Below are 12,779 nucleotides of genomic sequence, written 5' to 3' on the forward strand. Positions count from 1 at the left end.
GCGCAGGGTGGTGGTCTTGCCCGCACCGTGGGGCGCCCCCCCACCCACACCCCCGACCCCCCGCGCCCCCCCCCCCCCCCCACGGGGCCCGCGGAGCGCGGGGGGTCCCCCCCCCACCCCCCCCCCGGCGCGGGGGCGCTTATTTCTCGCCCGCTGACTTTGTTTGGGCCCCGCACCTGTGGGGGGGGGCCCACGGCGATATCGCCGTCGACGAATCGGGCACCGGCCGGGACGCCGTCGGCGTTACCGGTCGAGAGGTCGTCGACGACGACGACCTCGTGGCCCTCTTCGAGCAGCACTGCGGCGCAGCCGCCACCCACATAGCCGGCGCCGCCGGTGACAAGGAGTTTCACGAATCAGACCAGCCTCACCTGGACGGCATGCGCCATCTCTTCGGACAGTTCGAAACCGTTGTGACCCGGCACCGTGATCAATACCGCACCCGGTTTGGTCTCCACGGTAACGCGTGCGTCGGGCACCACGCCCGCCTCACGCAACCGCCCGATGACCTCGGGGTCGGTCTGGATGTGCTCGGCCAGCCTGCGCACGACCACCGCGTGCAGCGCGCCGTTGGGCAGATCGGAAAGCCGGACCAGCTTCTCCTCGGGGGCGGGAGCGTCGCTGAGGCCGAGTTCGTCCAGGCCGGGAATCGGGTTGCCGTAGGGCGAGGTGGTCGGGTGGTTGAGCACCTCGATCAGGCGCCGCTCCACCTCCTCGCTCATCACGTGCTCCCAGCGACACGCCTCGGCGTGCACGTTCTCCCAGTCCAATCCGATGATGTCGACCAGCAACCGCTCGGCCAGCCGGTGCTTGCGCATCACCGACACGGCCATGGACCGGCCCTTGTCGGTGAGTTCGAGATGGCGGTCGCCGGCGACGAGCAGCAGGCCGTCGCGCTCCATCCGCGCGACCGTCTGGCTCACCGTCGGACCACTCTGCTCGAGGCGTTCGGCGATACGCGCCCGCAAGGGCACCACGCCCTCTTCCTCGAGGTCGTAGATGGTACGGAGATACATCTCCGTGGTGTCGACCAGATCCTTCACCTGATACCCCTTCGTCAGCACGAATTCTACCCACGCGCGAACCCCGGCCCGCCCGTCGGACCAGCGGCCCTATTTCTACTGCATGTCAACGCTGCACGGGGGCCGCTGCTTCCGGCTAGCGTGGCGAGCATGGTCACGTCGCCGCGCAGCGAACACGCAGGGACCGTCGTATGGACCGAGCGATTCCTCGGTTACACCTGGAGTCCGGAGCACCCGATGAAGCCGGCGCGCCTGCAATACACTATGTCGCTGGCCCAAAGCCTAGGTCTTCTCGATGGTGTCGAGCCGCTGGCACCCGACGCGGCCACCCGATCCGACCTGATGCGGGTCCACAGCAGCTCCTACATCGAGGCGGTGCGCCGGGCCGGGCAGGGACCGCCGACGCCCGAGGACGCCGCCTACGGGCTCGGAACCGCCGACAATCCGGTGTTCCCCCACATGCACGAGGCGGCGTCGGTGATCGTCGGCGGCACGCTCGCCGCCGCCCGCGAGATCGCGGCGGGCCGGACTCGGCGCGCGGTGAGCATCGGCGGCGGAATGCACCACGCCATGCCGGATTCGGCGGCGGGGTTCTGCGTCTACAACGATGCCGCGATCGCCATCTCGTGGCTGCTCGACCACGGCTTCGACCGCATCGCCTACCTCGATGTCGATGTCCACCACGGCGACGGTGTGCAGCGGGCGTTCTATGCCGATCCGCGCGTGCTCACGGTCTCGCTGCACCAGCATCCGGCCACGCTGTGGCCCAATACCGGCTGGCCCGAGGAGACCGGTGTCGGGGCGGCCGAAGGCACCTCGATCAACCTGCCGCTGCTGCCCGGCACGCGGGACGCGCAGTGGCTGAGGGGATTTCACGCGGTGGTACCCGGCGCGGTGGCCGCCTTCCGGCCGCAGATCATCATCAGCCAGTGCGGTGTCGACACCCACCGCGAGGATCCACTCGCTGATCTGGAACTCACCGTCGACGGTCAGCGCGCGGCGTTTCTCGCGATGCGGGACCTGGCCGACGAATACGCCGAAGGGCGCTGGCTGGCCATCGGGGGCGGCGGATACGGTGTGGTGCGGGTGGTGCCGCGTGCCTGGACCCACCTGCTCGCCGCGGCACTCGACCGGCCGCTGGCCCCCGAAACGCCGGTGCCCGCCGACTGGATCGAACAAGTGCGAGCATCCGCGCCGCGCGTGCAACCACCGACGACCATGAGCGACGGCGGCGACACCGCCTACCGGGCCTGGGACGGCCCCGGCGGCACACCCGAGATCGGCGACGCGGGCCAGATCCGCGCCCAGCGAGCGGTCGATACCGCTATCACGGCCACCCGGCGGGCGAGTTTCGGTCTGCTCGGGCTCGACCCGGAGGACCCCCGTGACTGAGCCACTGCTGCCCGATACCGCCGACACGCCCGCGAATCCGCCTGCGCCACCGCAACACTGGTACGGCGATGTACTCGCCGCCGACGGCGGTGTGGTCCAGCTACGCCCGATCCTGCCCGCCGATGCCGACGCGCTCGCCGCCTTTCACACGGGTCTGTCCGATCGAACCCGGTATCTGCGCTATTTCGGTCCGTACCCACAGATCTCGCCGAAGGACATGTACCGCACCACCCACGTCGACTACCGCGATCGGGTCGGTCTCGTCGCGGTACTCGGCACGTCCATCATCGGCGTTGCCCGCTACGAGCTGCTCGCCCGGCCGGGCCCACGCGCGGCCGAGGTGGCCTTCGTGATCGCCGACGAGCACCAGGGCCGCGGGCTCGGTTCGGTGCTGCTCGAGCATCTGGCCGGTGCCGCCGCCGAGAACGAAGTGGTCGCGTTCGTCGCCGAGGTACTGGCCGAGAACGAGGCCATGATCACGGTCTTCCGTGAGGCGGGCTACCAACTGCAGCGCAGTCGCGACGGTTCCGAAGTGCACCTCGAATTCGCCATCGACCCCACCGAAGCGCTGCGCACCGTGCGGGATTCGCGGGAGGCGGCCTCGGAGGCGCGCAGCGTCGGAAATCTGCTCGCACCCGGTTCGGTGGCGGTGATCGGCGCGTCACCGGAGCAGACCCGGGTCGGCGGTGCCGTGCTCGCGAATCTGCTCGCCGGCGGTTTCAGCGGGCCGGTGTTCCCGGTGAATCTGCACCGGCGTTCGGTGCGCGGCGTGCGCGCTTACGCCACGGTGCGCGAGATCCCCGACGAGGTGGACCTGGCGGTGGTGGCGGTGCCGCCTGCCGCGATCGGGGCGGTTCTCGACGATTGCATGGCCAAGGGAGTCAAGGGCCTGGTCGTGCTGACCGCGGGCTTCGGCGAGACCGGGGCGGCCGGGTTGGCCGCCGAGCACGACCTGGTCGCCGCGGCACGTGGACACGGCATGCGGGTGGTCGGGCCCAGCGCGCTCGGCATCGCCAATACCGACCCCGCGGTGGGCCTGAACGCCACTCTGGCCCCCGTCCTCCCCGAGCGCGGGCGGATCGGCTTCTTCTGCCAGTCCGGCCCGCTCGGAGCGGCGATTCTCGGCGAGGCCGCGGCCCGCAACCTCGGTCTGTCGACGTTCGTCTCGGCAGGCAATCGAGCCGATGTCTCTGGCAACGATCTGCTCCAGTACTGGGACACCGCCGCCGACACCGAGGTGATCCTGCTGTACCTGGAGAGCTTCGGTAATCCGCGCAAGTTCTCCCGGCTGGCGCGCCGGGTGGCACGCGGCAAACCGATCGTCGCGGTGAGCAGTGGGCGCCTCGCGGCAGGTGCGGACATGGACCGCACGGTGGTCCGTGACCTCTTCGGCCAGGCCGGAATCATCCAGGTCGACTCCATCTCCGAACTGTTCGACTGCGCCGCCCTGCTGGCCTGTCAGCCGCTTCCGAAGGGCCCCCGGGTCGCCGTGGTCGGCAACAGCGCCGCGCTGAACTGGCTGGCTATCGACGCCGCCCGCGGCGAAGGTCTGCACGTGTACCGGCCCGTGACGGCTGTCGACCGGGGTCCCGGCGCCCGCCCGACCGAACACGGCGTACACGGCGCCCGCCCGACCGGCGTGCAGAGCGCTCGGTCCGAGGGGCGGGTCGCGGACAGCGCCCAGCCGACCGAGCGGGATTCGGGTCGTGCGGTCTCGGCCGAGCGAGGTGCGGACAGAACTCTGCGGATCGACCGGGATTCGGCAGCAGCGGCCGAGCGAGATGCGGACCGAGCAGGGCGAGTCGGCCGGGGCGCAGATCGTGGAGGCGCCGGGCGGGGAGCAGATCGTGTGCGGCGGACCGCACGGGATTCCGATCGTGCGGAGCAGGGTGCGGATCGTGTCGGCTGGACCGGCTGGGGCGTGCGAAGTTCTCGGCGCGTGGGCCGTGGTGCGGACAGCGTCGAACCTCGCGAGCACGATGCCGACATTGCCGGGCCCATCGAGCGGGGCGTCGTCGGTGTGGGCGTGGACGGGCCGGTGGACCTCGGACCGGATGCCACGCCGGCCGACTTCAGGGAAGCGGTCCTCGCTGCGCTACGCAGCGAGGAGGTCGACGCGGTGATCGTCGTGGTCGCGCCGCCGGTTCCGGTGCCGATGGAGGGCTTCGGGGATGCCTTGCGGGCGGCCGCAGCGGCGGCGCCGGGCAAGCCGGTGCTCACCACGTTCGTCGCCGAATCGGGCATTCCGCGACAGCTGGCGGTGCGTACCACCGCGGGCGCACCCGCGCGCGGATCCATCCCGTCCTATCCGGACCCGGAGCGGGCCGCGCGTGCGCTGGCCAGGGTCGACCGGTACGCGCGCTGGCGGGACCGACCGATCTCGCCGGTGGTACGCCCGCCCGGGATCGACACCGCGGCCGCGGCGGCCCTGGTGGAGGGCTGGTTGGCGGAATCGGGCGGCCGGTGGCTCACCGATGAGGAGGCGGTGCTGCTGCTCGGGTGCTACGGGATCGACGTGGTCGAGTTCCGGGCGGTGCGTGATGCCGAACAGGCGGTCGCCGCGGCCGAGGAACTGGGCTATCCGGTCGCGGCCAAGGCGACCGGGGAGCTGTGGCGGCGCCGACCGGATCTGATCGGGGTGCGCTTGGACCTGTGGGGACCGGACGCGGTCCGTCAGGCCTACACCGACCTGGTGGAGATCTGCGGCGATCCACTTCTGCACGTGCAGAGGATGGCGACCAAGGGGGTCGGCTGCGTGCTGCGCGTCACCGATGACCCCTCGTTCGGGTCGGTCATCCAATTCGGCCTTTCCGGCATGATCATCGACCTGCTCGGCGACCGTGCCTACCGCGCTCTACCGCTGACCCAGGACGAAGCGACCGCACTCATCGACGCACCACGCGCGGCACCGCTGCTGTCGGACGGACCGGGCAGAGCGGGCGTCGACAAGGCAGCCCTCGCCGAACTGGCCCAACGCATTTCGGCCCTGTTCGACGACATCCCCCAGATGCGCGAACTCTCCTGTGACCCCGTGCTGGCCGCCCCGGCATCGGCGGAGATCATCTACGCCCGCGCCCGCATCGGCCCCGAACCCAGCCGCTTCGACACCGGCCCCCGCCGATTGGCCTGAGGTGCGGGTGAACGAACAACGCCGACCGGCTCGCGACCCGGAGGGGAGGGGTTCGCGGTCGCCGGTCGGCGTTTCGGCAGACGACCCCGGGGGGCCGTCGAGATTTGGGATCAGCTGGCGTAGGCGCGCAAGCGGTCGGCGCGGTCGCCCTTGCGCAGCTTGGACATGACCTCACGCTCGATCTGGCGGACCCGCTCACGGGACAGGCCGAACAGCTTGCCGATCTGGTCCAGGGTGCGCGGCTGGCCGTCGTCGAGACCGAAGCGCAGGCGGATGACCTGCTGTTCGCGCTCGTCGAGGGTGGCGAGGACGCTGCGCACGTCGTGGTGCAGCAGGCCCGCGATGACCGCGCTCTCGGCGGAGGTGGCCTCGGAGTCCTCGATGAAGTCGCCGAGCGGGGCTTCCTCGTCGTTGCCGACGGGCATGTCCAGGCTCACCGGGTCGCGGCTGTGGTCGAGCAGGTCGGCGATCTTCTCCACCGGGATGCCCGACTCGTTGGCGAGTTCGGCGTCGGTGGCCTCGCGGCCCAGCTGCTGATGCAGTTCACGCTTGATCCTGGCGAGCTTGTTCACCTGTTCGACCAGGTGCACTGGCAGCCGGATGGTGCGGCTCTGATCGGCCATGCCGCGGGTGATGGCCTGCCGGATCCACCAGGTGGCATAGGTGGAGAACTTGAAGCCCTTGGCGTAGTCGAACTTCTCCATCGCGCGGATCAGTCCGAGGTTGCCCTCCTGGATGAGGTCCAGCAGCGGCATGCCGCGGCCGGTGTAGCGCTTGGCCAGGGATACGACCAGACGCAGGTTGGCCTCGAGCAGGTGCGAGCGGGCGGCGGAGCCCTCGCGGACCAGGATCGCCAGATCACGCTTGCGAGCCGCCGTCAACCGCTTACCGGTCGATAGCAGGTTCTGGGCATACAGGCCCGCCTCGATGCGCTTGGCCAGCTCGACCTCGTCGGCCGCCGTGAGCAGTGCCGTGCGTCCGATTCCGTTGAGGTACACGCGTACCAGATCGGCTGCGGGGCTCTGGGCGTCGATATCGGCCTCGCTGGGGCGCAAACGAGTGGTGGCGGGGCTTGTCATGACTTGCCTCCTGTCGGTGGTGTCTCATTCCGTTCAACGGACCCGACTTAGAGAAAGTTCCCGTTCCCGCGGTCGATAAACCGCTCTGAGCTGCTGGTTCCCACCCCAACGGCTGAGAAGTTCCTGAGAAGAGCGCCGTGGTCGCCACTCGCTGCCACCGCGGGCCGGTTCAGACGGGCCGGACCAATCCGTGGCGGACGAGTCCGGCGACGACGCCGAGTGCCTGGGCGGCGAATTCCGGCGTGACCTGCTCGGCTCCGTCGGCGAGGGCGAGTAGTTCGATCAGTTCGTACAACGGCAGTCCGTCGGGCCGCATTCCCGCGACCAGGGCGACCGTCGACTCGTCCACCTCGTGCTGCCAGCGTGGTCCGTCGCCGCGATGCAGCCGGGACACCTGCTCGGTCCAGCCGAACTCGCCGGGCAGGTACACCCGTTCGAGCGCGGTCGCCGGGCTCGGCGCGAATCGGGATGTCCACGCGAGTTTTTCGTCGCCTGCCACCGCGCGCAGCCACGCGGACCGCGCGAAATACCCGGCCACCTCGGTGCCGAGCGGGTCGTCGAAACCGTGGGTGAGGTCCTCGGCGAGGAGTTCGGTCGGCCCGTCGATCGCGCGCAGATAGACGAAGCCGAACCCGATTCCTTCGACGTCGGCGGCATCGAAGGCATCGAGCCACCGCGCCGCCTGTTCCTGGGCGGCCGGGTCGCGGGGGTCGAGGCCCGCGTCGCGCAGCCAGGTGCCGACGTAGAGGGCCGGATCGGCGACGTCGCGCTGCACGACCCACGCGTCGACACCGTGGGCGGGCAACCAGCTCGACACCCGTTGCCGCCAGTCCTCGCCGTCCACGTGCACCCAGGCGGCGAGCATCGCGGCCGTGCCGCCGGGTGCCAGCAGCGCGGGCGCCTGCCCGATGACCAGTTCGCTGGCGCCGTCCAGAGCGAGCCCGGAGTCGCGATAGGTGTGCTCGATGCGTGCCGGACCGACCACGAACGGCGGATTGGCCACGACCTGATCGAAGCGCCGCCCGGCCACCGGTTCGAACCAGGACCCCTCGAGCAGCTCGATCTCGAGTTCGTTGAGCGCCGCCGTGGCCTGCGCCAGCCACAGGGCCCGCGCATTGACGTCGGTCGCGGTGACCCGGCCCGCGTAACCGGCCGCGTGCACGGCCTGCACGCCACAGCCGGTGCCCAGATCCAAGACGGTGCCGACGGGTTCGGTCGGTGTCGCGCGCAGCAGCGACAGTGACGCGTGCCCGACGCCGAGGACGTGATCGGAGGTGAGCGTGCGCCGCCGCATCGAATCGTCGAGATCGGACAGGATCCACCGCGTACCCGCGCCTGCATCGAGGGGCCGCAGATCCAGCGTGGCTCGCACCTGGTCACCGTCGCGCGTCAGCAGACCCGCGGCCACCGCCGCGTCGATGCGCACCGGCGCCAGTGCGGTCGCGACGTCGCGCTCCGGCAAGACGTCTCCGAGCAGCAGCAACCGCACCAGTGTGCCGAGGTCGCCTGCCGCCCGCGCGGCTCGCCGCACCGGGACCGGCTCCGAACGACTCAGTGCCGCATGTACATCGGGCCCCAACGCCTCGACGAGGGTGTCGGCGTCGTACCCGACCCGGATCAGCGCGGTGCGCAGGTCCGGGCACAGCGCGGTGAGCAGGGAGTCGGTCATCGTCGGGTTCGTAGGCACGCGCCCACTCTGCCAGGACCGTGAGCACGGAGATCGACCAGCTACCGCTGCGTGTCGCCGTGTACGCAGACCTCTGGCCGCCTGAGCGGCGCGGGTGGCTGCGGCGGTTTGTGAACACGCGGCGCACCGAAAGCCGTCGGGCCGGATGGCGCGTCGACTGTGTTCGCGGTGGGTCGATGTCGGCGGTGGCTCAGCCGGTGTAGGGGTCCCTGGATGTCACGCAGTACAGGCCGTTTCCTGGGTCACGTAGGACTATCCAGTGTTCGGCGTCGGTGATTCGGGTGGCACCGAGGGATTCGTGCCAGGCGGCGGTGGCGGTGATGTTCGACGAGGCCAGGTCGGCGTGGGCGCCCGTGGGGCCGGGGTCGTCGAGACGTTGGAGCAGAAAGTGCAGTGGCTGGTCGGGGCCGCGGAGGCGGGAGAACTCCGGGCGGCGGCCGGGCTTGTGCGTCCAGTCGGTGAGTGCCTGCCAGAAGGCGGTATCGGCGTCGATGTCGGTGGGGGACAGGTCGAGACAGATCTGGTCGAGGCGGGTCACTGTGCCGTCGGGTGCGGTCGATACCGTGACCGGTGCGGGCCCGAGACCCGATCGGTCGGCGGCCGGGGTGAGGCAGAACGTCTGTCCGGCAGGCGATTCCAGCACGGTGTAGTCGGGCTGCTCGGCCGTGACGCGGGCGCCGAGGCCGGTCGCGGTCGCTACCGCCGATGCGATGTCGTCGACGTCGAGGTCGAGATGGATGCCCCCGTCGTCACCGACCGCTTGCATCTTGATCCACGCGGGTCCGGTGGCGGGCAGCAGCGTGACGAACTCGTCGTGCTCGCCACGCGGCGCCGACACCGTGGAATCGGTGACCTTCGCCCAGAACCGCGCACACTCGGCGAACGTATCGACGGGTCGATCGAGAAACGCCCAGGTCCAGCGAATCATGCTGTCTCCCTTCCGGTATGCGGGACTCGCCGAGCGGTCGGCCCGTTCCGGTCGCACTGTCGGCAGTCCTGTCCGAACGGTAGGCGGCATGAGGGCCGCTGTCGACCAGTTGCGCGAGCGCCGCGGTCGAGGGAACCTTGCGTGCAGGGTGCGGGAGTCGAGAGTTCTTGGTGCACAGTGTGTGCGGCCGTCGACAAGGCCCGCTCGCCAGTATGCGTTGGCAGGATATCGACGAAACATGTCATACCGGCCACTAGTCCGTCCTTCGCCGATCCGGCACGCTGGGCAAGTGACCGATCTACGTGCGCCCCTGCCGCCCACCGGCGACGAACCGGCCGACAACCTCACCCACACGCCGGCAGCGGGCACCGACGAACGCGGTCGACTCCATCCCGCCTGGATCGTGGCGGGCGTCGGATTCGTGGCCCTGCTCGGCGCGGCCGCCTTCCGCTCGGTTCCCAGCGTCCTCATCGACCCGCTGCACACCGAGTTCGGCTGGTCGCACGCGACGATCTCCACCGCCATCTCGCTGAATATGCTGCTCTACGGCCTGATTTCGCCGTTCGCCGCCGCGCTGATGGACCGATTCGGCATCCGCAGGGTGGTGTGTTCGGCGCTGGTGCTGATCGCCGCGGGCAGCGGGCTGACGGTGTTCATGACCCAGGCGTGGCAGCTGGTGGCGACGTGGGGACTGCTGGTCGGCGTCGGTGTCGGGTCGATGTCCATGCCGTTCGTCGCCACCATCACCGGACGCTGGTTCGTCCAGAGTCGCGGCCTGGTCACCGGGGTGCTCACCGCCGCGGGCGCGACAGGGCAGCTGGTGTTCCTGCCACTGGTTTCGATGCTCGCCACCGAGCACGGCTGGCGGTTGCCGTCGCTGATCGTGGCGGCGGTGGCGCTGTCGGTGGTGCCGCTGGTGTGGTTGTTCGTGCGCGACTACCCCAGCGACGTCGGCGTGCGTGCCTATGGGGCGCCCGCCGGTTCGGACGCGGGGGCGCGGGTGCCGATCGCCGGTGGCGCGAACCGGGCGTTGACGGTGTTGGCCTCGGCCGCGCGCAAGCGCGGATTCTGGCTGCTGGCAGGCGGATTCGCGATCTGTGGCGCCTCGACGAACGGCTTGGTCGGTACCCATTTCGTCACCGCCGCCCACGACCACGGCATGCCACCGACCACTGCGGCCGGCCTGCTGGCACTGATCGGAATCTTCGATGTGGCGGGCACCATCGCCTCGGGCTGGCTCTCCGACCGCGTCGACCCGCGTTACCTGTTGCTCGGCTACTACTCGCTGCGCGGGCTGTCGCTGCTGATCCTGCCGTCGCTGCTCGGCCCGCACACCGAGCCGAGCATGTGGGTATTCATCGTGTTCTACGGCCTGGACTGGATCGCGACGGTCCCGCCGACGGTGCTGCTGTGCCGTGAGCTCTTCGGCGCCGACGGCCCGATCGCGTTCGGCTGGGTCTTCGCCGCCCACCAGGTCGGCGCCGCGATCGCCGCCACCGGCGCCGGCCTCATCCGTGACCTCCAGGGCTCCTACGACCTCGCCTGGTATGTCGCGGGCGCGCTCTGCGGCATCGCGGCCGTCATGTCGATGCTGGTCCGCAGACCGAAGACGGCGGGGTAGCGGAGAACCAGCGGGGTCGGCCGGCTATTCGATCGACTTGTGGTGCCCGGATTCGAGGGCGATCTGATTGTTGCGCCCGTCCCAGCGGCTCGGTTCGTCCTTGGTGCGCGGCGGCCGGTCGTTGGCGATCAGCACCGCGATCCACGGCAGTGGCACCGAGGCGGCGATGATCAGGATCGACAGCAGCGGGTTCTCGAACGCGCTGTAGGCGATCGCGGCCAGGATCAGGCAGGGGATTCGGAAGGCCATGATGAACGTGTAGCGGCGCACCCTGGCGCGATGCTGCTCGTCGAGCGAGGGCGCGGCCTCGGTGATCAGCACGGCATGTTCGGCGGGGGCGGGACGGAAGAACCCACGCGAGGGCTTGGGCTCGGTGGGCATGGTCACTTCCGGGTCCGGCTTCGGTTGGTCGGCGCCTGGGACATCGCCGTAGGACTGCATACCCCGAGTCTTCCACTCTGCGTCGTCGAGCGCACACGCGGCTGGTCAGCGGTGCGGGCGCCGGATGCGGCATCATGGATGGCGTGAGTACAGACACTCTGGTACGCCCGGAAACCACGACCGACGAGACGACCAGCGACGACACCCCCAAATTCTTCCACTATGTGAAGAAGGACCGGATCGCCGAGAGTGCCGTGATGGGCACGATGGTCGTCGCCCTGTGCGGCGAGGTTTTCCCGGTGACGCGTTCGGCCAAGCCCGGCTCGCCCGTGTGCCCGGACTGCAAGAAGGTCTACGAGGGCTTGCGCAAGGACGGCGACTGAGCGCAGTGCTCGGTCGGTGACGCCGGTGACGCCGGTGCCTCGGGTGAGGCGTCGGCGGTTTCGTCGTGCTCGTCGTCCTCCTCCTCGTCACCGCGCACCTGGCTGGTGATCCACTCCTTGACCTGCTCGATCCGGGTGGCCCGGGCAGGCCAGAACTCCTGAACGGCGGCGTTGAACTCGGCGCCGAGGATTACCGCGAAGCCGAGGAAGTACGTGAACAGCAGGAACGCGATCGGGGTGGCCAGCGCGCCGTAACTCACCCCGGTGGCGGTGATCCACGACAGGTACCGGCGCAGCAGGTCGCTGGCCGCCAGGAAGAAGACCCCGGCCACCAGCGCACCGCCGAGGAGCCGATGCCACGGCAGAGATTTGTGCAGAGCCAGCTTGTAGAGCGTGGTCAGGCCGAAGATCAGCAGCACGCCCACGATCGGGTAGTAGAACGTGTCGATCAGCCGCAATCCCGGCTCGCGCCACGTCTCGGGCAGCACCCGCCCGATCCGGGTCGGCCCCAGCGCGATCACCGGCAGGATCAGCACCGCTGCCACCAGGAACTGCACGTACAGCAGCAGCGCGAAAATGCGCTGCCAGATCGGATGACGGGCGTCCTGCTGCCCGTGCGCCTCCACGATGGCGTCGACGAAGGTGGCCATCGCCGAGGATCCGGCCCACAGCGACAGCACGAAACCCACTGACACCACCGCGCCGCGTCCCCGGCCGAGCACGTCGTCGACGGTCGGTTCGATCAGATCCGAGACCACCGACGGACTGAAGAACTCGCGGCTGAACGCGATGATCTTGCTCTCCACGATCTGCACGGTGTCGGGCCCGAACAATCCGCCCACATAGCCGAGGCTGCCGAGCAGGCCGAGCAGCAGCGGTGCCAGCGACAATGTCTGCCAGAACGCCGCGGCCGCGGACTTGGCGAAGATCGAGTTGTCCCAGCACTTGACCGCGACCCGGACCACCAACCGCCACGCCGTCGCCAGCCAGCGCACCCACGGCGCGTGATCGCTGCGACGTTGCGGGGCGGCCTGCGCGGCGACCGCTGGGCGCGCGGGCGAGTCGCGGGGCGGGCGCGCGTGCGGCGGGTGCGCCGCATCGGCAGCCGGGACCTGGTCGTTGCTCATCTCAGTGTCAAGCATCCCGCACGTCGGTG

Annotated in this window: 10 protein-coding genes and 1 pseudogene; 4 read left to right on the plus strand and 7 right to left on the minus strand. The window is 70.0% G+C overall.

What is annotated here, in order from left to right; genetic code table 11:
• Positions 1 to 194 precede the first annotated feature (194 nt).
• Positions 195 to 353, minus strand: a pseudogene (locus tag ACFWPX_RS31240) (NAD-dependent epimerase/dehydratase family protein); the annotation flags it as partial.
• Positions 354 to 356: 3 nt separating this feature from the next.
• Positions 357 to 1,043, minus strand: a complete 687-nt coding sequence (locus ACFWPX_RS31245; RefSeq protein WP_378914910.1) for a metal-dependent transcriptional regulator — start codon at positions 1,041 to 1,043, stop codon at positions 357 to 359.
• A 129-nt stretch (positions 1,044 to 1,172) separates the two neighbouring features.
• Between ACFWPX_RS31245 and ACFWPX_RS31250 the strand changes: the two genes are divergently transcribed.
• Together ACFWPX_RS31250 and ACFWPX_RS31255 are read left to right on the plus strand one after the other, a co-directional pair.
• A complete protein-coding gene (locus tag ACFWPX_RS31250) occupies positions 1,173 to 2,414 on the plus strand; it encodes an acetoin utilization protein AcuC (protein WP_378914878.1) in 1,242 nt (413 codons plus the stop codon).
• On the plus strand, positions 2,407 to 5,544 hold the full coding sequence (locus ACFWPX_RS31255; RefSeq protein ID WP_378931545.1) for a GNAT family N-acetyltransferase: 3,138 nt from the start codon (positions 2,407 to 2,409) through the stop codon (positions 5,542 to 5,544). The genes ACFWPX_RS31250 and ACFWPX_RS31255 overlap by 8 nt, the downstream gene beginning before the upstream one ends.
• 110 nt (positions 5,545 to 5,654) lie before the next feature.
• Here ACFWPX_RS31255 and ACFWPX_RS31260 read toward each other — a convergent pair whose 3' ends face one another.
• The 3 genes from ACFWPX_RS31260 to ACFWPX_RS31270 form a co-directional block, all read right to left on the minus strand.
• Positions 5,655 to 6,623, minus strand: coding sequence for a sigma-70 family RNA polymerase sigma factor (locus ACFWPX_RS31260; protein WP_056811283.1), 969 nt, complete (start codon positions 6,621 to 6,623; stop codon positions 5,655 to 5,657).
• A gap of 169 nt (positions 6,624 to 6,792) precedes the next feature.
• Positions 6,793 to 8,292, minus strand: a complete 1,500-nt coding sequence (locus tag ACFWPX_RS31265; RefSeq protein WP_378931547.1) for a methyltransferase — start codon at positions 8,290 to 8,292, stop codon at positions 6,793 to 6,795.
• A gap of 208 nt (positions 8,293 to 8,500) precedes the next feature.
• Positions 8,501 to 9,238, minus strand: coding sequence for a VOC family protein (locus ACFWPX_RS31270; protein ID WP_378914872.1), 738 nt, complete (start codon positions 9,236 to 9,238; stop codon positions 8,501 to 8,503).
• Positions 9,239 to 9,527: 289 nt separating this feature from the next.
• Between ACFWPX_RS31270 and ACFWPX_RS31275 the strand changes: the two genes are divergently transcribed.
• Entirely contained in the window at positions 9,528 to 10,859 is a 1,332-nt protein-coding gene (locus ACFWPX_RS31275) for an MFS transporter (protein WP_378931549.1), read from the plus strand.
• A gap of 24 nt (positions 10,860 to 10,883) precedes the next feature.
• On the opposite strand, the gene ACFWPX_RS31280 is transcribed toward ACFWPX_RS31275, so the two are convergent.
• Entirely contained in the window at positions 10,884 to 11,240 is a 357-nt protein-coding gene (locus ACFWPX_RS31280; protein WP_378914908.1) for a DUF3099 domain-containing protein, read from the minus strand.
• A 143-nt stretch (positions 11,241 to 11,383) separates the two neighbouring features.
• Between ACFWPX_RS31280 and ACFWPX_RS31285 the strand changes: the two genes are divergently transcribed.
• Entirely contained in the window at positions 11,384 to 11,623 is a 240-nt protein-coding gene (locus tag ACFWPX_RS31285) for a DUF3039 domain-containing protein (RefSeq protein WP_056815556.1), read from the plus strand.
• Here the strand turns inward: ACFWPX_RS31285 and ACFWPX_RS31290 are convergent.
• On the minus strand, positions 11,593 to 12,591 hold the full coding sequence (locus tag ACFWPX_RS31290) for a YihY/virulence factor BrkB family protein (RefSeq protein ID WP_378931662.1): 999 nt from the start codon (positions 12,589 to 12,591) through the stop codon (positions 11,593 to 11,595). The two genes, ACFWPX_RS31285 and ACFWPX_RS31290, sit on opposite strands and share 31 nt — an antisense overlap.
• Positions 12,592 to 12,779: the final 188 nt, after the last annotated feature.

The organism is Nocardia sp. NPDC058518, assembly GCF_042719655.1.
GTDB lineage: Bacteria > Actinomycetota > Actinomycetes > Mycobacteriales > Mycobacteriaceae > Nocardia.